At 70.6% G+C, this 22,483-nt stretch carries 18 protein-coding genes; 2 read left to right on the top strand and 16 right to left on the bottom strand.

The features are described 5' to 3' along the window. Nucleotides 1-88 precede the first annotated feature (88 nt). The 15 genes from aroQ to ACFQU3_RS14975 all read right to left on the bottom strand — a co-directional run bounded on the left by aroQ (nt 89) and on the right by ACFQU3_RS14975 (nt 17,594). Nucleotides 89-526 carry a type II 3-dehydroquinate dehydratase gene (gene aroQ / locus ACFQU3_RS15045; protein ID WP_188031830.1) on the bottom strand — a complete coding sequence of 146 codons (438 nt, stop codon included), beginning with the start codon at nt 524-526 and terminating at the stop codon, nt 89-91. Nucleotides 527-536: 10 nt separating this feature from the next. Continuing rightward, entirely contained in the window at nt 537-1,664 is a 1,128-nt protein-coding gene (gene aroB / locus ACFQU3_RS15040; protein ID WP_385911147.1) for a 3-dehydroquinate synthase, read from the bottom strand. After that, on the bottom strand, nt 1,661-2,191 hold the full coding sequence (locus ACFQU3_RS15035; RefSeq protein WP_385911145.1) for a shikimate kinase: 531 nt from the start codon (nt 2,189-2,191) through the stop codon (nt 1,661-1,663). Before ACFQU3_RS15035 ends, aroB begins: the two co-directional genes overlap by 4 nt. Further along, nucleotides 2,188-3,408, bottom strand: a complete 1,221-nt coding sequence (aroC, locus tag ACFQU3_RS15030) for a chorismate synthase (protein WP_385911143.1) — start codon at nt 3,406-3,408, stop codon at nt 2,188-2,190. The genes ACFQU3_RS15035 and aroC overlap by 4 nt, the downstream gene beginning before the upstream one ends. Nucleotides 3,409-3,480: 72 nt before the next feature. Then, nucleotides 3,481-4,182 carry a prepilin peptidase gene (locus tag ACFQU3_RS15025; RefSeq protein WP_385911141.1) on the bottom strand — a complete coding sequence of 234 codons (702 nt, stop codon included), beginning with the start codon at nt 4,180-4,182 and terminating at the stop codon, nt 3,481-3,483. An 8-nt stretch (nt 4,183-4,190) separates the two neighbouring features. Continuing rightward, nucleotides 4,191-5,033, bottom strand: coding sequence for a shikimate dehydrogenase (locus tag ACFQU3_RS15020; protein ID WP_385911139.1), 843 nt, complete (start codon nt 5,031-5,033; stop codon nt 4,191-4,193). Nucleotides 5,034-5,074: 41 nt separating this feature from the next. Beyond that, nucleotides 5,075-6,289, bottom strand: coding sequence for an endolytic transglycosylase MltG (mltG, locus tag ACFQU3_RS15015; RefSeq protein ID WP_385911137.1), 1,215 nt, complete (start codon nt 6,287-6,289; stop codon nt 5,075-5,077). Then, nucleotides 6,286-6,789 carry a Holliday junction resolvase RuvX gene (gene ruvX, locus ACFQU3_RS15010; protein ID WP_385911295.1) on the bottom strand — a complete coding sequence of 168 codons (504 nt, stop codon included), beginning with the start codon at nt 6,787-6,789 and terminating at the stop codon, nt 6,286-6,288. The genes mltG and ruvX overlap by 4 nt, the downstream gene beginning before the upstream one ends. Nucleotides 6,790-6,791: 2 nt before the next feature. Continuing rightward, nucleotides 6,792-9,464 (bottom strand): alanine--tRNA ligase, encoded by a 2,673-nt coding sequence (gene alaS / locus ACFQU3_RS15005; protein WP_385911135.1) that lies wholly within the window; start codon nt 9,462-9,464, stop codon nt 6,792-6,794. Between the two features lie 358 nt (nt 9,465-9,822). Next, nucleotides 9,823-10,878, bottom strand: coding sequence for an ABC transporter ATP-binding protein (locus ACFQU3_RS15000; RefSeq protein WP_385911133.1), 1,056 nt, complete (start codon nt 10,876-10,878; stop codon nt 9,823-9,825). After that, a complete protein-coding gene (locus ACFQU3_RS14995; protein ID WP_385911131.1) occupies nt 10,875-11,945 on the bottom strand; it encodes an ABC transporter ATP-binding protein in 1,071 nt (356 codons plus the stop codon). Before ACFQU3_RS14995 ends, ACFQU3_RS15000 begins: the two co-directional genes overlap by 4 nt. Next, complete coding sequence (locus tag ACFQU3_RS14990) at nt 11,942-12,928, bottom strand: ABC transporter permease (RefSeq protein WP_385911129.1); 987 nt, start codon at nt 12,926-12,928, stop codon at nt 11,942-11,944. Before ACFQU3_RS14990 ends, ACFQU3_RS14995 begins: the two co-directional genes overlap by 4 nt. A gap of 115 nt (nt 12,929-13,043) precedes the next feature. Continuing rightward, nucleotides 13,044-14,822, bottom strand: coding sequence for an ABC transporter substrate-binding protein (locus tag ACFQU3_RS14985; RefSeq protein WP_385911127.1), 1,779 nt, complete (start codon nt 14,820-14,822; stop codon nt 13,044-13,046). Nucleotides 14,823-14,894: 72 nt separating this feature from the next. Continuing rightward, nucleotides 14,895-15,923 (bottom strand): ABC transporter permease, encoded by a 1,029-nt coding sequence (locus tag ACFQU3_RS14980; protein WP_385911293.1) that lies wholly within the window; start codon nt 15,921-15,923, stop codon nt 14,895-14,897. 270 nt (nt 15,924-16,193) lie between these two features. Further along, on the bottom strand, nt 16,194-17,594 hold the full coding sequence (locus ACFQU3_RS14975) for a replication-associated recombination protein A (protein WP_385911125.1): 1,401 nt from the start codon (nt 17,592-17,594) through the stop codon (nt 16,194-16,196). A 20-nt stretch (nt 17,595-17,614) separates the two neighbouring features. Here ACFQU3_RS14975 and ACFQU3_RS14970 point away from each other — a divergent pair, with 20 nt between their 5' ends. Together ACFQU3_RS14970 and ACFQU3_RS14965 are read left to right on the top strand one after the other, a co-directional pair. Further along, nucleotides 17,615-19,810, top strand: a complete 2,196-nt coding sequence (locus ACFQU3_RS14970) for an MMPL family transporter (protein WP_385911123.1) — start codon at nt 17,615-17,617, stop codon at nt 19,808-19,810. Next, a complete protein-coding gene (locus ACFQU3_RS14965; protein WP_385911121.1) occupies nt 19,807-20,592 on the top strand; it encodes a GNAT family N-acetyltransferase in 786 nt (261 codons plus the stop codon). Before ACFQU3_RS14970 ends, ACFQU3_RS14965 begins: the two co-directional genes overlap by 4 nt. 33 nt (nt 20,593-20,625) lie before the next feature. Here the strand turns inward: ACFQU3_RS14965 and aspS are convergent, their stop codons facing one another. Then, nucleotides 20,626-22,455 carry an aspartate--tRNA ligase gene (gene aspS, locus ACFQU3_RS14960; protein WP_385911119.1) on the bottom strand — a complete coding sequence of 610 codons (1,830 nt, stop codon included), beginning with the start codon at nt 22,453-22,455 and terminating at the stop codon, nt 20,626-20,628. Nucleotides 22,456-22,483 lie beyond the last annotated feature (28 nt).

The raw sequence follows: 22,483 nt of genomic DNA, 5'->3' as shown, positions 1-22,483 counted from the left end.
CCGGGAAGGCCCCTCCTGCGACAGAGTCTGGGCGGCGAGCCCATGGGGCCTCGGTGCGGCTGCTGTGCGTCTCCTGTGCGCCGTCCGGTCAGACGAGGGCGCGCAGGGCGAGCAGGTAGGACTGCAGCCCGAACCCCGCGATGGTCCCGGTCGCGACACCCGCCACGACAGACGTGTGCCGGAACTCCTCGCGCGCGGCGGGGTTGGACAGGTGCACCTCGACGAGGCTGCGACCGCTCGTCGTGACGATCGCACACGCGTCGCGGACGGCATACGAGTAGTGCGTGAACGCGCCCGGGTTGAGCACGACGTCGGCACCCGTGTCGACCGCCTCGTGGAGCCAGTCGACGAGCTCGCCCTCGTGGTTGGTCTGGCGGCAGTCGGCGACGAGGCCGAGGTCACGAGCCTCGCGGACGACGGCGACGTGGATGTCGTCGAGGGTGTCGGAGCCGTAGACCTCGGGCTCACGCGTGCCGAGACGGTTGAGGTTGGGGCCCGACAGGACGAAGACCGTGGGTGCCGTCATGGCCGCGAGTCTAGTGAGCAGGGGCCGTGACGGCCCGCGACACGAGGCCGTATGCCGCCTGGAGCAGCACGTCGTCCGGGCCGGCCAGGCGGGTGGGCCGGGCGAGAGCGTCGAGCACGACGAAGCGCAGGGTCGGGCCTCGCGACTTCTTGTCGCGGCGCATCGCGGTCAGCAGCTCGTCCCAACGGCCCGCCGTGTAGGTCGTCGGCAGGCCGAGCGACTCGAGCACGGCGCGGTGCCGGGCCACGAGCGCGTCGCCCTCGGGGCCGGTGAGGTGCCCGGTGAGTCGGGCCAGCTCGGCCACGTAGACCATGCCGACGCTGACCGCCTCGCCGTGTCGCCACGCGTACTGCTCGACCTGCTCGATCGCGTGAGCGAACGTGTGGCCGTAGTTGAGGATCTCGCGCAGCGAGCTCTCGCGCAGGTCAGCGGCGACGACCTCGGCCTTGACCCGGATCGCGCGCTCGATGAGCTCTCGCAGGTGCGGGTTGTCCGCGCTGCGAGCGGTGTCGGGGTCGGCGGCGACCGACGCCTCGACGAGGTCGAGGATGACCGGGTCGGCGATGAAGCCGCACTTGACGACCTCCGCGAGGCCGGCGACGAGGTCGGCCTGCGGCAGCGTGACGAGGACGTCGACGTCGCACAGCACACCGGCGGGCGGGTGGAAGGCGCCGACGAGGTTCTTGCCCTCGGGGGTGTTGATGCCCGTCTTGCCACCGACCGCGGCATCGACCATGCCGAGAAGCGTCGTCGGCACCTGCACGACCTTGACGCCCCGCAGCCATGACGCGGCGACGAAGCCGGCGAGATCGGTGACGGTGCCTCCTCCGACGCCGACGACCGCGTCGGTGCGGGTGAAGCCGGCGCGGCCGAGGACCCCCCAGAGCTCGGCTGCGACGCCGGCGGTCTTGGCGGCCTCGGCGTCGGGCACCTCGGCGACGTGCACGGCATACCCCTTGGCCTCGAGCGCGCCGGTGACCCGGGCGGTGAGGTCGGCCAGCGTGGGAGGGTGCACGACGAGCACTCGCGACACGTCGGTGCCGAGCAGGTGGGTGACCCGGTCGAGGACGCCGGCGCCGATGACGACGTCGTAGTCGTCTCCGACGGGGATCGTGGTCGGGCGGGTCGGGTCGGTCACGTCCGGGCCGCCTCGAGCTCGGCGGCGACGAGGTCGGCGACCTCGTCGGCGGTGCGGCCGGCGGTGTCGACTCGCAGCGTGGCGATCCGCTCGTAGGTCGGACGGCGGTGGTTCATCATGGCGACCCACGAGGCACGCGGGTTGACCGACAGCAACGGCCGGGAGCGGTCGAAGCCGATGCGCTTGCTCGCGTCGGCGATCGCGACGTCGAGGAAGACGACGACGTGACCGGCCAGTGACTCCTCGGTGAGAGGGTCCATGACGGCGCCGCCGCCGAGCGAGACGACGCCGGTCTCCTCGGCGAGCGAGCGGGCCACCTCGGCGCGCTCGAGGTCGCGGAAGAAGGCCTCGCCGTCGTCGACGAAGATGTCGGAGATGGGGCGGCCCTGTGCCGCCTCGATGGCGGCGTCGACGTCGTGGAAGCCGACGCCCAGACGAGCGGCGAGGGCTCTTCCGACGGTCGTCTTGCCTGCGCCGGGTGGTCCGACGACGACGGCGACGGGCCGCGTGCGAGGTGCGGGGTTCACCACGTGCGCAGCCCCTCGCGGATGCCTTCGAGGTATGCCGTGTGGTTGCGCGCCGTCTCGGTGACGGAGTCGCCCCCGAACTTCTCGAGGCAGGCCTGCGCGAGGACGAGCGCGACCATGGCCTCGGCGACGACGCCGGCTGCCGGCACGGCGCACACATCGGAACGCTGGTGGATCGCCGTGGCGGCCACGCCCGTTGCGACGTCGACGGTCGACAGGGCGCGGGGTACGGTGCTGATCGGCTTCATCGCGGCACGCACGCGGAGCACCTGGCCCGTCGACATGCCGCCCTCGGTGCCGCCCGCGCGACCGGTGCGGCGGGTGATGACCCCGTCGACGAGCTCCATCTCGTCGTGCGCCTGCGAGCCGCGGCGTCGAGCGGTCTCGAAGCCGTCGCCGACCTCGACGCCCTTGATCGCCTGGATGCTCATGAGGGCCTGTGCGAGCTGCCCGTCGAGCTTGCGGTCCCAGTGGACGTGCGAGCCCAGACCCGGCGGCAGCCCGTAGGCCAGCACCTCGACGACGCCACCGAGCGTGTCACCGTCCTTCTTCGCGGCGTCGACCTCGGCCACCATCGCGGCCGAGCCGTCGGCGTCGAAGGCGCGCACGGGATCGGCGTCGAGGCGCTCGAGGTCGTCGGGGGTCGGCAGCTCGGCCCCGGCCGGCACCGACGCCGTGCCGATGGCCACCGTGTGCGAGATGAGACGGATGCCGTAGGCCTGCTCGAGGAACCGGGCAGCCACCTCGCCGAGCGCGACGCGGGCCGCGGTCTCCCGGGCCGACGCCCGCTCGAGGACGGGACGTGCGTCCTCGTGGCCGTACTTCTGCATGCCGACGAGGTCGGCGTGACCGGGACGCGGGCGCGTGAGCGGCTTGTTGCGGGCGACCTCCTTCTCGGCGTTGACGTCGTCGGACGCCGCGTAGGCCTCGTCGGTGACGGCCTCCGGGCTCATCACGGTCATCCACTTCGGCCACTCGCTGTTGCCGATGCGGACCGCGATCGGCGAGCCGATGCTCACCCCGTGGCGCAGGCCGCCGAGGAACTCGACCTCGTCCTGCTCGAACTTCATCCGGGCGCCGCGACCGTAACCGAGACGACGGCGGGCCAGGGCCGCCTGCAGGTCCTTCGCGCCGACCTCGACCCCTGCCGGCAGGCCCTCGATCATGGCGACGAGTGCGGGCCCGTGCGACTCACCGGCCGTCAACCAACGCAACATGCTTCGATCCTCCCATGCGTGCCGGAGGCGGGGCCGACCCGCCCGATCCGCGGGACCACCGGCCCGGTGCGCTCAGTAGAGCGGCCGCACCTGCACGACGAGCGCGACGAGGAGACCGACGAGCATCCACGGCCCGAACGCGATGTCGTCCTTGCGTGTGCCGCGCCGCAGCACCAGGCGCGCCAGGCCATAGACGCCGGCGAGGATGAACGCGGCATACGACGCCACGAGCGTCGTGGACACGCTGACGTAGCCGGTCGCGAGCCCCACGAGTCCGGCGAGCGTGACGTCACCGAAGCCGAACCCGCTGCCGAGCAGCGCGGCGACGAGGGCGAGCACGAAGTAGATGCCCCACAGCACGGCGCCGGCGATCGCGGCCCGCCGCAGGGCATCCCAGTCGCCCGAGGCGAGCGAGGCGATCGCCAGCTGGCCGACGAGCATGGGGTACGCCGGCCGCGTCAGCCCGCGTGGGAGGCGGTGCACGTCGGCGTCGATCCAGGCCAGGGCCACTGCCACGAACGCGAAGCCGAGGTAGGCGGGCGCCAGCGCCCACTCCGAGAGCGGCCCGAAGCGCCAGGCGAGCAGAGCCCAGAGCACTGCGAGCACCACGGGCACAGAGGCTGACGACACCCGTGGTAGCGGCCCGGTCTCCTCGCCGACCCGGTAGCCCCCGGCGGCGAGACGGCGCCGGAGCACCTCCCCGACGAGCGCGCCCGCGACGGCGACCAGCACGACGAACCACCACGGCGCTCCCGGGGCCTGGACCCACGTCACGGGCGGGATCACCGGGCGCGGTCCGTCAGGGCGTCGCGCAGCGCCGAGGCCATGGCCTCGAGCGGCGCGGGCTGCCCCGTCATGAGGCGCACCTGCTCGGTGGCCTGGTGCAGGAGCATGTCGGTGCCCTCGGCAATGGCCCACCCTCGGGCGCGGGCCGCGCGCTGGAGGGGGGTCGTGCCCGATCCGTAGACGACGTCGAGGACGACGCGAGGCCGGGACCCGGTCACCGTCGGGAGCAGCTCGAGCGCCGGCACCGAGGACGGGGGCACCGTGCTGACGACCGCGTCGACGGCGGCCGCGGCGGACCAGTCCCCCATCGCGACGACCTCGACCCGCAGCCCGGCCGCCTCGGCCTGCGCGAGAGTCTCGGGTCGCACCCGGTCGCGGACCATGAGCACCAACCGGGCCTTCGGGGAGGTGACGGCCGCCAGGGCCGAGCGGGCCGTCGCTCCGGAGCCGACGACGAGCAGGCTCGAGAGGTCGGCGCAGCCGGCGACGCGCAGGGCCATCGTCATGCCGTGGACATCGGTGTTGTGGGCCGTCCAGCGTGACGCGTCCCCGACGTCACGGACGAGCGTGTTGGCCGCTCCCGTGGCGGCCGCGATCGGTGTGACCGTGGCGGCCGCGGCCAGGGCGACCTCCTTGAGCGGCATCGTCAGCGAGAGACCGTGCCACGTCTCGTCCAAGGCGGCGAACGCCTGCGGAAACGTCGCCTCGTCCACCTCACGCCGGTCGTAGGCCCAGTCCTCCAGCCCGAGGGCGGCGTACGCGGCGCGGTGCAGCACCGGTGAGAGCGAGTGCTCGATGGGGCTGCCCCACACAGCGCAGCGGTGCGCGACGCGATGCACCTCGCGTGGTCCCCCGTCTCGACTCTCCCCCGGTGTGCGGATCAGCACTTGCCCTTGTTGACGGAGCACCATTGCCGGAACTCCGCCACGTAGCGCTGGTGCTCCTCGTAGGTCGCGGCGAACTTCGTCGCGCCGCTGTCGAGGTTGACCGTCACGAAGTAGAGCCAGTTGCCCGCGGCGGGGGCGGCCGCCGCCTTGAGGGCGCTCTCTCCGGGGTTGGAGATCGGGCCGGGCGGCAGGCCCGTGAACCGGCGTGTGTTGTACGGGTTGTCGCTGTCGAGCATCTGCTGCGTCGGCACGCCGCGCTTCTTGAAGATGTAGTTGACCGTGGAGTCCATGCCGAGAGACATCTTCGCGGCGAGGCGATTCTCGATGACGCGGGCCACCTTGGCGCGGTCGCCCTCGGTCTGGGCCTCCCCCTCGACGAGGCTCGCCACCGTGACGACGCGCTCCATCTGGGCAGGCGAGATGCCGAGGGCATCGAGACGCTTCGTGGACTCGGCGACCATCTGCTTGAGCTGGTCGAGCGCTGTCGCCGTCGGGCCGAACTCGTAGCTCGCGGGGAAGAGGTACCCCTCGATGTTGCCCTTGGCCGAGGCCGGCAGGCCGAGGTCCCCGACCTTCTTCGCCGCGGCGGTGTACTGGGCGACCGGTATGCCTGACGACTTCGAGAGACGCGCGTAGACCTCGGTCGCCCAGAGGCCCTCCGGGACGACGACGCGCGTGATCATCCGGTTCTTCGGGTCGACGAGGATCGCGAGGGCGTCGGACGCCTTCATCTGCTTCTTCATCTCGTAGACCCCGGGCTGGATACCGGCGCTCTTGGGATCCTCGTTGGCGGCCTCGATGAAGGCCTTGCTCGACTTGACGACGTCCTGCTCCACGAGCACCTTCGCGATGGCGCTGCCACCGGCACCCTGCTCGACGGTCACTCGGACCTCGCCGGTGCCCGGGCCGGGGTAGTCGTTGGACTCGAGGAGGCTCTCCACCACGGGACGCAACGCCGTGTAGGCGACGGCGACACCGCCACCGATGACGGCCAGCGCGAGCACGATGACGAGGATCCGGCGCAGCACGGACGGCGTGCCGCGACCCGTCGGGGCTGGGCCTGCGGGACGCCTGCCGCGCCTGCGTGCGGCGAGCTCCTGCTCGCGGATCTCACGCCGGCTCAGGGCGACAGGAGTGTGCGGCTCGTCGAGGTGCTCGACGGTGTCTTCGTGGTCGCCGAAGATGGACGACTCCAGATGGTCCTTCATCGGCGACGTTCCTTCTTCCGTTTGCCTCCCGGTGAGACGGTCTCGCCGGGCGGCCTGCCCGACAGCGCCTCCGTGTCGAGGGCCGCCTGCAGGATGAGCACTGCGGCGGCCTGGTCGACGACGGCTCGCTGTCCTCGACCCGGCACTCCACTGTCGCGTAGTCTGCGATGCGCGTCCACGGTGGTCAAGCGTTCATCGACCATCCGCACCACCACCGTACCCAGCCGTGCCGCGAGGCGGGCCGCATACTCGCGCGCGATCCTGGCCGCGTCTCCCTCCTGCCCCGAGAGCAGCAGGGGCAGCCCGACGACGACCTCGATCGCCTCGAGCTGCGCCACGAGGGCCGCGAGGGCATCGACGTCGCTGTCGCCCGCCGCGTCACGCGGCAGGGTCCGGACCGGGTGCGCGAACACTCCCGAGGCGTCCGAGGCGGCGACACCGACGCGGGCGTTGCCCACGTCGACGCCGACGCGAACTCCTGGCCGTGCGGGAGAGGTCAAGGTCACGCGCCCCGGTTGCGCAGGGCGTCCTCGACCGTGCCGAGGGCTGCGGAGACCCGGCTCGGGTCGGTGCCACCGCCCTGGGCGAGGTCGTCCTTGCCGCCGCCACCCCCGCCGAGGGCCGTGGCCGCGGCCTTGACGAACGCACCGGCCTTGAGTCCGGCCTCGCGGGCGCGCTCGTTGGTCGCGACGACGACGACGGGCCGCTCGCCCGCCACGGCCGCCATCGAGACGACGACGGGACGGTCGTTGCCCAGTCGGCCGCGCACGTCGGTGACGAGCTTGCGCAGGTCGTCACCGGTGACACCGGCACCGGCGTCATGGCTGACGAACGTCACGCCGCCGATGTCACGCGCCGAGGAGACGAGGCCGGCTGCAGCGCCGAGCACCTGGCTCTGGCGCACGGCCGCGATCTCCTTCTCGGCATCGCGCAGACGACCGAGGATCGCCGCGATGCGGTCGGGCAGCTCGTCGCGGCGCACGCCCAGCGTGTCGGTGAGCTGGCTGACGATGGTGGCCTCGCGCGCGAGGTGGGAGTACGCGTCGGCGCCGACGAGCGCCTCGACACGGCGCACCCCCGAGCCGATCGAGCTCTCACCGAGCAGCTTGACGACGCCGATCTGGCCGACGCGGGGCGTGTGCGTGCCGACACACAGCTCGCGGGACCACTCGCCGATCGACACGACTCGGACCCGCTCGCCGTACTTCTCCCCGAAGAGCGCCATCGCGCCGAGCTTCTTCGCGGCGTCGAGGTCCATGATGTCGGCCGTGACCGGGAGGTCGTCGAGCAGCACGGCGTTGATCCTTGCCTCGATCTCGCCCATCGCCCCGGCCGGGACGGCCTGCAGCGACTTGAAGTCGAAGCGGAGACGACCGGGCGAGTTCTCCGAGCCTGCCTGGGTGGCGGTGCTGCCGAGCTCGTCGCGCAGCGCCTGGTGCACCATGTGGGTCGCCGTGTGGGCGCGCGAGATGGAACGGCGGCGCACGACGTCGACCTCGGCCTCGGCCTCCTCGCCGACACCGACCTCGCCCTCGAGCACGGTCGCCCGGTGCACGACGAGCCCGGTGATCGGGCGTTGCACGTCGGAGATCTCGATGAGGGCGCCGTTCGCGAGACGCAGACGTCCGTGGTCGGCCTGCTGTCCACCGGACTCGGCGTAGAGCGGCGTGCGGTCGAGCACGACCTCGACCTGCTCGCCCTGGCCGACCCGGTCGACGACCGCGCCGTCGCGGATGAGTCCGCGCACTCGCGTGTCGGTGACCGTCTGGTCGTAACCGGTGAACTCGACGTCGCGACCGAGCAGGTCGGAGAGCCGGCGGTAGACGCTCGTGTCACCGTGCGCCGACTTCTTCGCCTTCGCGTCGGCCTTCGCCCGGTCGCGCTGCTGCGCCATGAGCCGGCGGAAGCCCGCCTCGTCGACCTGCAGCCCCTGCTCCGCCGCCATCTCGAGCGTGAGGTCGATCGGGAAGCCGTACGTGTCGTGCAGGGCGAACGCCTCCGCACCGCCGAGCGTGGTCGCGCCCGACGACTTCGCCCGCGCGACCGCGGTGTCGAGGATCGTCGTGCCCGAGCTCAGCGTGTGACGGAACGCGTCCTCCTCGCCGTAGGCGACCTGGCTGATGCGGTGGAAGTCGTGCTCGAGCTCGGGGTAGGACGCCTTCATCCGCTCCATGCTGACGGGCAGCAGGTGCTCCAGCGTCGGCGCGTCGACTCCGAGCAGACGCATCGAGCGCACCGCACGGCGCAGGAGCCGGCGCAGCACGTAGCCGCGGCCCTCGTTGCCCGGCGTCACACCGTCACCGATGAGCATGAGCGAGGACCGCACGTGGTCGGCGACGACGCGGAACCGCACGTCGTCCTCGTGGTTCGTGCCGTACCGGCGACCCGACAGGTCCTCGGCAGCCGCGATGACGGGGAAGACCTCGTCGGTCTCGTAGATGTTGTCCACGCCCTGGAGCAGGAACGCCACGCGCTCGAGACCCATGCCCGTGTCGATGTTGCGCTTCGGCAGCTCGCCGGCGATGTCGAAGTCCTCCTTCGACCGGACGTTCTCGAGCTCGTACTGCATGAAGACGAGGTTCCAGAACTCGAGGTACCGGTCACCCGCCTCCCAGTCGCCGTCGGCGCCGAACTCGCGACCCCGGTCGAGCAGGATCTCCGAGCACGGGCCGCCGGGGCCGGCCACGCCCATGTTCCAGTAGTTGTCCTTGCGGCCGAGGCGCACGATGCGGTCGTCGGTGAGGCCGGCGACCTTCTTCCACAGTGCGATCGCCTCGTCGTCCTCGTGGTAGACGGACGCGTAGAGGTCCTTCTCGTCGAAGCCGAGGCCACCGTCGGCCTGGCTACGCGTGATGAGCTCCCACGCGAACTCGATGGCGCCTTCCTTGAAGTAGTCGCCGAAGCTGAAGTTGCCGTTCATCTGGAAGAACGTGCCGTGGCGCGTGGTCTTGCCGACCTCCTCGATGTCGAGGGTGCGGACGCACTTCTGCACGCTCGTCGCGCGCGTGAACTGGGGGGTCTCCTGGCCGAGGAAGTACGGCTTGAAGGGGACCATGCCCGCATTGACGAACAGCAGGTTGGGGTCGTCGTGCACGAGCGGGGCGCTCGGCACGACGGTGTGGCCGCGGCTGCCGAAGTACGAGAGCCAGCGACGCCTGATCTCAGCGGTTTCCATGAGTAGTCCTCGGGTCGACGGGTGGTCTGCGGGTAGCCCGTCGCACGCGCGACCGGGCCGGCGGGGCGGGGTCAGCCCGGCGCTCACACGGGCGCGGCTGACCCCCGGGGAGCTCGGCTCGCCGGCTGCAGGGTCGGGCGCAGGGTCACCCTGGGTCCCATCTGGGCCACGTTCATCGTCCTTCGTTCGCCGGCGCGCACTCACTCGCGTGCGCACCGAGGTGGTTCAACCCTAACGGACCTCGACACGCCCTCCCACCGGCTTCGGGTGGGTGTGCCGGCGGGTATGCCGCTGGGCCGGCACCCGTGAGGGAGCCGGCCCAGCGGCGTACGTGCTGCGTCGTGACCGCTCGCGCGGGTCAGGCGGTGTGCTCGACCTCCGCGACGAGGTCGGTCTTGATCTCGGGGAAGTGGCAGGCCTGCACGTGCTTGCCGCTCTCACGCTTCGAGCGAACCGGCGCCAGGGCCGCCTCCGACGGCACCAGCGGCGGCTCCACCTGGGCGCAGACCTCCTGCGCCTTCCAGCAGCGGGTGCGGAAGCGGCAGCCGCTCGGCGGGTCGATCGGGCTCGGCACGTCGCCGACGAGGCGGATGCGCTCCTTCGGGGCGATGCCGCGCGCGACGTTGATGTCGGGAGCGGCGGAGAGCAGCGCCTGGGTGTACGGGTGCTCGGGCTCCTCGTAGATCTTCTTCTTGTCGCCGTACTCGACGATCTTGCCGAGGTACATGACCGCGACCTGGTCGCAGAAGTGGCGCACGACCCCGAGGTCGTGGGCGACGAAGATGAACGCGAGGTCGAGCTCGTTGCGCAGCTTGCCCAGCAGGTTCATCACCTGCGCCTGGATCGACACATCGAGAGCGGAGACCGGCTCGTCGGCGATGATCAGCTTCGGCTCGACCGCGAGGGCCCGGGCGATGCCGATGCGCTGGCGCTGGCCGCCGGAGAACTCCGAGGGGTAGCGGTTGATGTGCTCCGGGTTGAGGCCGACGAGCTCCAGCAGCTCCTGGACCCGGGCCTTCTCCTTGCCCTTGTGCAGGCCGTGCACGCGCAGCGGCGTGCCGAGGATGGAGCCGACGGTGTGCCTCGGGTTCAGCGAGGAGTACGGGTCCTGGAAGATCATCTGCACGTCGCGACGGATGCTGCGCAGCTCGTGCTCCTTGAGGTGCGTGATGTCACGCCCCTCGAACTCGATGGTCCCGGCGGTCGGCTCGTCGAGGCGCGTCACGAGGCGCGAGGTCGTCGACTTGCCGCACCCCGACTCTCCGACGAGGCCGAGGGTCTGTCCCTCCTTGACCGTGAAGCTGATGCCGTCGACGGCCCGGACCGTCGCGCGGACCATCCTCAGGCCCTGGACCTCGCGGAACGGGAAGTGTCGCTGGAGGTCGGTGACCTTGAGCAGTGTCTGGTCGGTCATCGGACTCCCTCGGCGTTCTGGAGCGTGGCCACCGGGTCGGGAAGGTGGCAGCGGAGCTGTCGGTTGGGCAGGCCCGGAGTGGGGCGCAGCTCCGGCAGCTGGGTCCAGCAGGCGTCACCCGGCACCTGGTCCTTGAACTCGCACCGGGGGTGGAACGAGCAGCCGCTGGGCAGGTTGAGCAGGCTGGGCGGCGCGCCCTTGATCGCCTTGAGCTCGTCGAGGTCCTCGGAGTGCGACGGCAGCGACTGCAGCAGCCCGTACGTGTAGGGCATCGACGGCTGGGCCAGCACCTCCTTGGCGTCGCCCTTCTCGACCCCGCGACCGGCGTACATGACGAGGATGTCGTCAGCGGTCTCGGCGACGACGGCGAGGTCGTGCGTGATGAGGATGACCGCCGAGCCGAACTCCTTCTGGAGGTCGTTGACGAGGTCGAGGATCTGGGCCTGGACGGTCACGTCGAGCGCGGTCGTCGGCTCGTCCGCGATGAGCAGCTTCGGGTTGTTGACGAGGCCGAGCGCGATCATCGCGCGCTGCCGCATGCCACCGGAGAACTCGTGCGGGTACTGGTTGGCCCGGCGCTGCGGGTTCGGGATGCCGACGAGGTCGAGCATCTCGACGGCACGCTTGTGAGCGATCTGCTTGCTCACCTTGTTGTGCGCCTGGTACGCCTCGGCGATCTGCTTGCCGACCTTGTGGAAGGGGTGCAGCGAGCTCTGCGGGTCCTGGAAGACCATGGCGGCCTTCGTGCTGCGGACCTTCTGGAACGTCGAGGCGGGGGCGCCGACCAGCTCGAGGCCGTCGAGCTTGATGCTGCCGGTGATCTGGGTGCGCTTCGCGTTGTGCAGGCCGAGGACGGCCATGCTGCTCACCGACTTGCCCGAGCCGGACTCGCCGACGATCGCCAGCGTGCGCCCGAGCCGGGCCTGGTAGCTCAGGTTGGAGACGGCCTTGACGACCCCTTCCTCGGTGGGGAAGGCGACCGACAGGTCGTTGACGTCGAGGACGACGTCGCCCGCGTCGCGAGCCTCCGCACCCTGCGTGGAGATGGTGTTTGCGGTCGCGGTCACGAGAGCCTCACTCGCGGGTCGATGAAGGAGTACGCGATGTCGACGACGAGGTTCATGACCACGACGACGACGGCTCCGATGAGCACGGTGCCCATGATGACGGGCAGGTCCTGCGACCGCAGGGCCCCCAGGCCGCGACGGCCGATGCCGTCGACGCCGAAGATCTGCTCGGTGATGAGGGTTCCGGTGAGCAGGGCGGCGATGTCGAGGCCGAGGATCGTGGCGATCGGGCTCATCGCGGCGCGGAAACCGTGCTTGAGCAGCACCGTGCGTTCGCTGATGCCCTTGGAGCGCGCCGTGCGGATGTAGTCCATCGACAGCGTCTCGATCATCGAGTTGCGGGTGTAGCGGACGTACGAGGCGGAGGTCACGAAGCCGAGGATCAGCGCGGGAGCGACCATGCCCATGAAGTAGCGTCCGGGCCCTGAGGAAAAGGACGAGTACTGCGGCAGGACGCCCCACAGGATCACCGGGTAGAGCGCGACGAGAAGCGCGAGCACGTAGTAGGGGATGGACCCGAGCACCTGCGAGGCGCCGACGACGGCACGGTCGGTGGCGGTCCCGCGCCGGATCGCGGCGAAGATGCCGACCGTGACACCGAGGGTCACGAAGACGACGGCGGCCATGAGGGCCAGCACCACGGTGTTGGGGAAGCGGGTGAAGAGCTCCTCGTTGACGGACCGACGCGTCACGAAGGAGAAGCCCAGGCAGGGAGCGCTGCAGTGGACAGTGTCGCCGGCGTAGAGGAAGTCGCGGCCGGCGAAGAGTCCCTTGAAGTAGTCGAGGAACTGCGCGGTCAGGGGCTTGTCGAGCCCGAGGCTCTTGGTGATGGCCTCGAGCCGCTGCGCGTTGCACCGGGTCTCGGGGCACATGGCCTGCGCCGGGTCCGAGGGGCCCGCGAAGAACAGCAGGAATGCCGAGACCAAGGTGGCCAGGATGACGCTCAGGGCGAGAGCCAACCGCCTGAGGATGTACGTGAGCACGGTATGCCTTCCAAACGAGTGGGCGCCGATGGTGGGGGCCCGGGACAACCCCGGACCCCCACCACGGCTATCGGTTCAGATCTTGCTCTCCCGAAGGAGCGCTGTCACTGCCGACTTACTGGTCCAGCCAGATCTTCGTGATCTCCGGCATGCCCTTGTTCGGGTTGGGGATGACGTTCTTGACCTTCGTGCCGAAGACGAAGTTGCCCTTGTCGTTGTAGTCCGGGATGGCCAGCAGGTAGTTCTCCGTGAGCCACTTGTCCATCTTGCCCCACTCCGGCCCCTGCTCCGTGATGGAGAGCTGCTGGATGCGCTTGATCTCGGCGTCGATCTTGGCGTCGGAGAAGTTGCCGAACGACGTACCACCCTGCGAGAGGGAGATCGTGCCGAAGGTGGGCGGGATGATCGAGTCGGCCGACGGCCAGTCGAAGCACCAACCACGCGGCGACTGGAGCATGTTGTACTTGCCCTTGGGGTCGCCGGCGAGCTTGCGGCGCTCGGCGGACGGCGCACCGATGTCCTGGACCTTGAAGCCGGCCTTCTGGAACGCCTGCTTGCGGACCTGGTTGACCTTCTGCGCGGTGTCGTCGTCATTCGTGTAGTAGTAGATGAGCTCGAACGGCTTGTCGGGCCCGTAGCCGGCCGCGGCGAGCATCTCCTTGGCCTTGGCCGGGTCGCCGTCGCCCTGGCCGTTCATCTTGAAGCCCGGAGCCGCCTCGGCCTCGTAGTCGAGGTGGCCGGGGATCTGCGGCGGGATGATCGTGCTGGCCGGCGAGAACGAGTGCGTCGTCTCACCGCCGGCCTTGTGGATCGAGTCGAACGGGTAGGCCACGGCGATGGCCTTGCGGACCTCCAGCGGGATCTTCCGCGCGTCCATGTTGACCATGATCACGCAGGAGGACGGCCCCTCCGCGAACTGGCTCTTCTTCTCGCCCTCGATCTGCGAGATCAGCGACGAGTCGATGGCGTCCCAGTTGAGCGAGGTGGCGTCGTCGCCGTTGGACGCGAGGATGGCCGTCTGCGTCTTGACGATGTCCTGGCCGAACTTGAAGTGGAAGCCGTCCGGGTAGTCGTTGCGCGCCGGGTCGGTGTTCTTGTCCCAGTTGGGGTTGCGCTTGAGCGTCAGCTCGGTGCCCGGGGTGTACTTGTCGAACATGTACGGGCCGGTGGCGAGCGGGTGCAGCTGGTAGTCGGCCTTCTTGTCCTTCGCCTCGGGGATCGGCGTGAACTGGTTGAAGGAGACGAAGTACGGCAGCGTCTCGAAGCGCTTCTCGAGGTGGAAGACGACGGTCTTGTCGTCGGTGGCCTCGACGCTCTTCCAGTTCTTGTCACCCTTGTAGGGGCCCTGGTAGTCCGCGCCGCCCTTGAAGAACTCGCGCTGGTAGGTCGGCCCGTTCGCGGCGAGGTCGGGGTCGAACGAACGCTTGGCGGCGAAGACGATGTCCTGCGCCTTGACCGGCGAGCCGTCCTCGTACTTGATGCCGTCCTTGAGGGTGAAGGTCCAGGACAGGCCGTCCTCGGACTGCTTGCCCAGGTCGGTCGCAAGGTCCGGGACCAGGACCATGCGGTTGTCCTTCCAGGTGAAGGTCGTGAGAGCGCGGTGCGTCAGCGAGAAGATGACGGCCGTGTCCTGGTAGAACTGGTCGCTCGGGTCGAAGTTGGCGGGCACCGTGTTGTACGGAACCGTGAGGATGCCGCCCCGCTTGGCACCGGGGATCTCCGGGGCCGGGCCCTTGGCGTTCGGGTCGAGGGCGGCGGCCGCCCCTTCGACCGGCTTGTTGCCACCGTTGGTGCCGTTGCCGGCACCACCTTGGTTGGCAGCCGGAGCGCCGCAGGCCGCGACGAAGCCGAGGGAAGCCGCGGCTCCCACGGTCAGGACTTTGGTCCAGCGCATTGTTGTTGCTCCCTTTTGTGCTTGTCCCGGCGTTTTGCCGGGAACATCTGTTGACCGACGAACCGGGTGGGGTTATCGGCGACTGGTGGGGTCGAAGGCGTCGCGGATCGAGTCGCCGAGCAGGCTCAGGGCGAGCACGAGGAGCGACAGGCCGATGACCGAGGGCCACAGCCACAGCGGGTACGTGGCGAAGAGGTTCTGCGCGTCGGCGATCGTGCGACCCCACGACGCGGTGGGCTCGACGAGGCCGGCGCCGAGGTAGCTGAGTGTGGCCTCGTACGTGATGTAGGCAGGAACGGCGATCGACGCGGAGACGATGATCGGGCCGACGAGGTTGGGCAGGATCTCGCGGAAGAGGATCGCGCGGGTCGGCACGCCGATCGCCCGGGCGGCCTGCACGAACTCGCGCTCACGCAGGCTCTTGACCTCACCGCGCACGAGTCGCGCCAGGCCCATCCAGCCGAAGACGAAGAGGATGACGATGAGGACGACGAAGCGAATGCGTGAGATCTCCTCCGCAGTCAGGTCGTTTCCGGCGGCGAGGCTCTTCTGCATGATCGGGACGATGGCGAGGACGAGCAGCAGGATCGGCAGCGAGAGGAAGAAGTCGATGACCCACGAGATGATCTTGTCGACGATGCCACCGAGGTAGCCGGCGATCAGGCCGAGCGTGACGCCGATGATCGTCGAGGCCGCGGCCGCGACGAAGCCGATGATGAGCGACGGGCGGGCGCCGATCGCCCAGCGTGCGAACAGGTCGCGACCGAGCCGGGGCTCGACGCCGAGCCAGTGGGCCGAGCTGGTACCCACCTCCGGGAGACCGTTGAAGTCGATGATCTTGGAGTTGGTGGTGTACGGGTCGGCCTTGAGACCCGTCGAGGGGTCGACGGACTGGAGCGAGTAGAGCAGGGGGGCGGTCAGGGCGACGATGATGAAGAACGCCACGATGACCGCGCAGACGATCGCGACCTTGTCCTGCTTCAGCCGGGCCCAGGCGACCTGTCCGGGAGACCGACCCGTGCGGACCTCCTGGTGAGCGGGGGCCGTCGTCGAAGCCTTCTCCTCGGATTCCTCGGTCAGCGTCGCTGAGGGCTCCGGCATTGCGTTCAACGCGTTGTCTCCATCCTTGTGGGATCACATCCGGCTCGGCGGTACCTCACTCGAGCCGCCCTCGTCGGGCGCACCAGATGATCCGGATGCCACCCCCGCCGGGACGACGCGAGCCTGCCACACAGTCTTCCGCTGTCCAAGCACCGAGACGTGCATGGATGACAAATCGTTACCGAGTAAAGGCCTGCACGACACAATGTCCGCTGAGTGTCTCCGTGGCCGTAACAACTACGACGCGGAGTGCCCGGAGGGGCCCCGGCCTCACTGGCTGCGAGTGCGTCCCAGCCGCCCGGACAGCCACTCCCACCGCGCCCGGAGGCGCTCCTCGAAACCCCGGTCCGTTGGCCGGTAGTAGCTGACGGTGTCGTGGAGGTCGTCGGGGAGGTACTGCTGGGCGGCCACGCCGTCGGGCTCGTCATGGGCGTAGACGTACCCCTTGCCGTGCCCGAGCCGCTCGGCCCCGGCGTAGCCGCTCCCCCGCAGGTGGGCGGGAACCACGCCACCGCGCCCCGCGCGTACGTCCGCGATCGCCTCGTTGATGCCGACGTATGCCGCGTTGGACTTGGGCGCCATGGCGTTGTGCACGACCGCCTGGGCGAGGATGATGCGCGCCTCCGGCATCCCGATCTGGGCGACCGCGTGCATCGCCGCGACGGCGGTCTGCAGGGCGGTGGGGTCGCCCATGCCGACGTCCTCGCTCGCGGAGATGACGATGCGCCGGGCGATGAAGCGCGGGTCCTCCCCCGCCTCGAGCATGCGCGCGAGGTAGTGCAGGGCCGCGTCGACGTCGCTGCCCCGCATCGACTTGATGAGCGCGCTCGCGACGTCGTAGTGCTGGTCGCCCGCACGGTCGTAGCGGACCGCGGCCTGCGCGACAGCCTGCTCGACGTGGGCCAGGGTGATCTCCACGGGGTCGACGGAGGTGCGCCCGGCGGGCTGTGCGTCGAGTGCGACGCCGGCCGCCGCCTCGAGCGAGGTCAGGGCCCGTCTGGCGTCGCCGCCGGCCATCCGCACGAGATGGTCGCTCGCGTCGGCGGACAGGGTGTGCTCGCCGTCGAAGCCACGCTCGTCGGTGAGAGCCGCGCCGAGGAGGTCGGCGATCTCGGAGTCGGTGAGCGGCTCGAGCGTCACCAGCACGGACCGTGACAGCAGTGGCGAGATGATGCTGAACGACGGGTTCTCCGTGGTCGCTGCGACCAGGATGACCGTGCGGTTCTCGACGCCGGGCAGCAGGGCGTCCTGCTGTGCCTTGGTGAAACGGTGGATCTCGTCGAGGAAGAGCACGGTCTGCCGCGCGTAGAGGTCCCGTTCCCGCACCGCCGAGTCCATGACGGCGCGCACGTCCTTGACGCCGGCCGTCACGGCCGACAGCTCGACGAAGCGGCGGTCGGCGGCGGTCGCGACCAGGTGCGCGAGCGTCGTCTTGCCGGTACCCGGCGGGCCCCAGAGGATCGCGGACAGTGGACCGGCCGCACCTCCCGAGCCCTCGATCAGGCGGCGGAGCGGGCTGCCCGGACGCAGCACCTTGGCCTGGCCGCGGACCTCGTCGAGCGAGCGGGGGCGCATCCGCACGGCCAGGGGCGCGACCCCGGCCGAGGCCGGCTGTTCGCCGCGGTTGGCGGCCGAGGCCGCGCCGAAGAGGTCCTCCGGGCTGTTCGACATCACTGTGGAAGGCTATCCGCGTGCAGAACCCCTTACCGGCTGGGCCGGTCCCGCGCACCCGACTGGCCCGCCTCGGAGGAGTGCTCGCGCGGCACCCGCGCTCCTGGGCCTCGGCGTGGGCCGTCGCGGCCGTCGTGTGCTTCGCGGTCGCGGTCGGCGGCGTGACGGGCGAGTCCCTGTTCGAGCGCCTCCACTCCGGCGCCCCCACGGTCGACTCCGAGTCGTCCCGCGCGCAGGACGTCATCGCCGAGAGCCGTCCCGCACTCCAGACATTGACGCTGCAGGTGACGGGCACCGACCTCTCCGACCCGGAGACCCTCCGCGACGGGGTGGCCGCGACGCGTGCGGTGGCCCGGCTGGCCGGCGTCAAGGACGTCCGCTCCCCACTTCTGACGTCCGGTGGTCCGTCCGACCCCGCGGTCGCCCCGCTCCTCAAGGGAGGGACACCTGCCGGCGGGGGGTTCGTCACGGTCGTGGACTTCGAGCCCGGGCTCGGCGAGAGTGCCCTCGATGCGGCCGAGTCAGCGGCCGAGGCAGCACTGCTCGAGGTCGCGGAGGCCGTGGACGGACAGGGGTCGGTCGGCAGCACGAGCCAGGTCATCACGGCCATCACGACCACCGTCGAACGCGACCTGTTGCGAGGTGAGGGCATCGCGCTGCCGCTGACGTTCCTCGTCATGGTGCTCGTGTTCGGCGGGTTCGTCGCCGCGGGCCTGCCGATCGTGGGAGCGGTGGTCTCCATCGGTGGGGCGCTGCTGTCGCTCTTCGGCTTCTCCCACGCCGTCGAGCTCGATGCGACGGTGGTCAACATCGTGACGCTGCTCGGTCTCGGCCTCTCGATCGACTACGGGCTCCTCACCGTGAGCCGCTTCCGGGAGGAGCTCGCGCACCGGCGGCACGACGTGCCGACCCGCGAGGAGGTCGCTGTCGCCACCGAGCGGACCGTCGCGACGGCAGGACGCACCGTCCTCTTCTCAGGGCTCACCGTCGCGATCGCCCTGTCGGGGCTGCTTCTCTTCGAGGCGCCGATCATGCGGGCCATCGGCGTCGCCGGCGTCAGCGTCGTGCTCGTCGCGATGGTCGTGGCGATCACGCTGGTGCCAGCCCTCTGCGTCGTGGGAGCAAAACGCCTGTCGCGCAAGGCGGTCGAGCAGGCCCCCGACGTCGGTGTCTTCTCGCGCCTCGCGGCCGTCGTCCAGCGTCGGCCGGTACTCGTCATCGTGGGTGTCGTCGTGGTGCTCGTGACCCTGGCGCTCCCGACGCTCTCGATGCGCCTCACGTCGTCGGGCACCGAGCTTCTCCCGAAGCAGGCCCAGCAGCGCGTCTTCTTCGACCAGCTCGCCCGTGACTACCCCGTGCTCTCGGCGCCCGAGGTGACGGTGGTCGCGGCCTCCGCCGACACGGCTGGTGTGACCCGCTGGGCCGACCAGTTCCGCGCTGCTGCTGGCGTGGAGTCGGTCACGGTGCAGCCGCTCGGCGCGGCCCACCAGCGCGTCGACCTCCGGGTCGAGGGTCCGCCGACGTCCGATGCGGCCCAGGAGCTCGTCGCCCGCGTACGCGACACCCCTGCCGGCTTCGGGACGCTGACGACCGGGCAGGCCGCCGGGCAGATCGACTTCCTCGACTCGATGGGGGCGAGGGCGCCGTATGCCGTGGGGCTCGTGGTGCTCGGCACGCTCGTGCTGCTCTTCCTCATGACCGGCTCGCTCGTGGTCCCGGTCAAGGCCCTCGTCCTCAACGTCGTCTCGCTCGGTGCCGCACTCGGCGTCGTGGTGTGGATCTTCCAGGACGGTCATCTCGAGGGGTTGCTGCGCTTCGGCTCGGTGGGGGCTGTCGAGTCGATGGTCCCGTTCCTCGTCCTCGCGTTCGGCTTCGGCCTGTCGATGGACTACGAGGTGTTCCTGCTGTCACGGATCGTCGAGTTCCATCGTCACGGCGCGGGCAACGACCGGTCGGTCTCGCTCGGGCTGCAGCGCACGGGCCGGATCATCACCTCAGCGGCGCTGCTCATCGTCATCGTCTTCGCCGGCTTCGTCGCCGGGGACATCCTCATCATCAAGCAGATGGGTCTCGCCCTCGTCGCGGCCGTCGCCATCGACGCCACGCTCGTGCGCATGCTGCTCGTCCCGGCGACGATGACCCTTCTCGGCCGCTGGAACTGGTGGGCGCCGGCGCCGCTGCGGCGTGTGCACGACCGTTTCGGGATCATCGAGTGAGCAGTCACCGTTCCGCCACCGCGGACGTCGTGACGGGCCACGGCCTCTCCGGCCTGCTCGCCGCGACCGGCGACCACCCCTTCGTGCGCTGGGAGGTGACGCCCGACCTCGCCGACACGTGGTGGCGGGCCGATGACGCCGTGGCCTTCCAACGGTCCCGCAAGGCGATCCGTCGCACCGTCAACATCCTCGGCGGCGACGACGGGGCGACTCGCCTGATCGACGCGCTGCCCCTCATCGCCGCCACCGTCGCTCCGGAGCGAAAAGCCTTCCCGGTCAGCGTGCCCCAGCACCTGGAGCCGCGGCTGCGTGAGCGCTACCGGATCATGGAGGGCGGCGACTGGGAGTGGTTCCACACCACCGTGACGCCCCCGGCCGACGCCTCCCACGACCTCGTGCGTCCACTCGACGACGTCGCCCGGGCCGAGGAGGTGTCCGCGTTCCTCGCGGCCCACTCCCCCACGGCCGACACCGAACCGGGCACCGGCGAGCGCTGGTTCGCCGTCGAGTCACCCGATGGGTCGCTCGCGGCCGTCGCCGCCTGGGGCACGACGCGGGCCGGTGCGCCGCACCTGTCCTCCGTCGCCGTCGACACGACGCTGCGCGGCCGTGGCCTCGGGCGCACCGTCGTGGCGGCCCTGACCCGGATGGCGGTCACCGAGGCGGGCGTGTGCACGCTGGGGATGTACTCCCACAACGACGTCGCGCGGGGCCTGTACCTCTCGCTCGGCTACGCCGACGTCGCTGCGTGGGCCAGTCGGCCCGTCCTCGTCACGCGCTGAGGGCGCCACACGGCCTACGGGTGCACCCGGAGATCAGCTGCGCGCTGGGCTCACCTCGGGCGCGCCCAGCGGGGCCGGGGCCTCGGCAGGCGGCTTCGCGTCGACGCCGGCCTCCTTGCGCTGCTCCGGCGTGATCGGGGCCGGAGCCGCCGTCAACGGGTCGTAGCCACCGCCTGACTTGGGGAACGCGATGACGTCGCGGATCGAGTCCGTGCGGGCGAGGAGCGAGACGATGCGGTCCCAGCCGAAGGCGATGCCGCCGTGCGGCGGCGCGCCGTACTGGAAGGCGTCGAGCAGGAAGCCGAACTTCTCCTGCGCGTCCTCCTCCGAGAGGCCCATGACCTTGAAGACGCGCTCCTGCACGTCGCGCTGGTGGATACGGATGGAGCCGCCACCGATCTCGTTGCCGTTGCACACGATGTCGTACGCGTAGGCCAGCGCCGGCCCGGGGTCGCTGTCGAACGTGTCGAGGTACTCGGTCTTGGGCGAGGTGAACGCGTGGTGGACCGCGGTCCAGGCACCGGCACCGACGGCGACGTCACCCGACGCCACGGCGTCCGCAGCCGGCTCGAAGAGCGGGGCGTCGACGACCCAGAGGAAGCTCCACGCGTCCTCGTCGATGAGCCCGCAACGGCGGCCGATCTCGAGCCGGGCGGCACCGAGGAGGGCGCGCGACGGCTTGGCGGCACCCGCCGCGAAGAAGATGCAGTCGCCGGGTCGGGCGCCGACGTGGGCGGCGAGGCCGCCGCGCTCCGCGTCGGTGAGGTTCTTGGCCACGGGACCGCCGAGCTCGCCGTCGTCCTGGACGAGGACGTAAGCGAGACCGCGTGCGCCGCGCTGCTTGGCCCACTCCTGCCAGGCGTCGAGCTGCTTGCGGGGCTGGCTGGCGCCGCCGGGCATGACGACCGCGCCGACGTAGTCGGACTGGAAGACGCGGAAGGGCGTCTGCGCGAAGTACTCGGTGCACTCGACGAGCTCGTTGCCGAAGCGCAGGTCGGGCTTGTCGGACCCGTAACGGGCCATGGCGTCGGCGTACGTCATCCGCTGGAACGGCGCGTCCAGGTCGACGCCGATGAGGCGCCAGAGGGCCCGGATGACCGCCTCGCCGAGCTCGATGACGTCGTCCTGCTCGACGAAGCTCATCTCGATGTCGAGCTGGGTGAACTCCGGCTGGCGGTCGGCGCGGAAGTCCTCGTCGCGGTAGCACCGGGCGATCTGGTAGTAGCGCTCCATGCCGGCGACCATGAGCAGCTGCTTGAACAGCTGCGGGCTCTGCGGCAGGGCGTACCACGAGCCGGGCGCCAGGCGAGCTGGCACGAGGAAGTCGCGGGCCCCCTCGGGTGTCGAACGGGTCAGCGTCGGCGTCTCGATCTCGACGAAGTCGCGCGCGCCGAGCACCTCACGCGCGGCGGCGTTCACCTTGGAGCGCAGGCGGATCGCGGCTCCGGCGGAGCTGGCGCCCGGGCGGCGCAGGTCGAGGTAGCGGTGCTTGAGGCGCGCCTCCTCCCCGACGGAGACGCGTTCGTCGATCTGGAACGGCAGCGGAGCAGCCGGGTTGAGCACCTCGAGCTCGCTGACGATCACCTCGATGTCGCCGGTGGGCAGGTCGGGGTTGGCATTGCCCTCGGGGCGTGTGCGCACCGCTCCGGTCACCTTGACGCAGAACTCGTTGCGCACGTCGTGCGCGCCGCCCTCGGCGAGGACCTCGTCCCGCGCGACGACCTGCGCCACACCCGAGGCGTCGCGCAGGTCGAGGAAGGCGACCCCGCCGTGGTCTCGACGTCGCGCCACCCAGCCGGTGAGCGTGACGGTCTGGCCTGCGTGGTCGGCACGCAGGGTGCCGGCCTCGTGAGTGCGGAGCACGGAGGGTCCTTCCGGGACGTGGTTCGGG

The organism is Terrabacter sp. GCM10028922 (assembly GCF_042666095.1).
GTDB lineage: Bacteria > Actinomycetota > Actinomycetes > Actinomycetales > Dermatophilaceae > Terrabacter.
Note: the sequence above shows the minus strand (reverse complement) of the source record. Positions and strands in the feature narration are given on the sequence as shown.

What these genes read in the sequence shown, in the direction of transcription:
- aroQ (WP_188031830.1), bottom strand. Translation starts at nt 526, where the DNA reads ATGACGGCACCCACGGTCTTCGTCCTGTCGGGCCCCAACCTCAACCGT.
- aroC (WP_385911143.1), bottom strand. Translation starts at nt 3,408, where the DNA reads ATGTTGCGTTGGTTGACGGCCGGTGAGTCGCACGGGCCCGCACTCGTC.
- mltG (WP_385911137.1), bottom strand. Translation starts at nt 6,289, where the DNA reads ATGAAGGACCATCTGGAGTCGTCCATCTTCGGCGACCACGAAGACACC.
- alaS (WP_385911135.1), bottom strand. Translation starts at nt 9,464, where the DNA reads ATGGAAACCGCTGAGATCAGGCGTCGCTGGCTCTCGTACTTCGGCAGC.
- ACFQU3_RS15000 (WP_385911133.1), bottom strand. Translation starts at nt 10,878, where the DNA reads ATGACCGACCAGACACTGCTCAAGGTCACCGACCTCCAGCGACACTTC.
- ACFQU3_RS14985 (WP_385911127.1), bottom strand. Translation starts at nt 14,822, where the DNA reads ATGCGCTGGACCAAAGTCCTGACCGTGGGAGCCGCGGCTTCCCTCGGC.
- ACFQU3_RS14980 (WP_385911293.1), bottom strand. Translation starts at nt 15,923, where the DNA reads ATGCCGGAGCCCTCAGCGACGCTGACCGAGGAATCCGAGGAGAAGGCT.
- ACFQU3_RS14975 (WP_385911125.1), bottom strand. Translation starts at nt 17,594, where the DNA reads ATGTCGAACAGCCCGGAGGACCTCTTCGGCGCGGCCTCGGCCGCCAAC.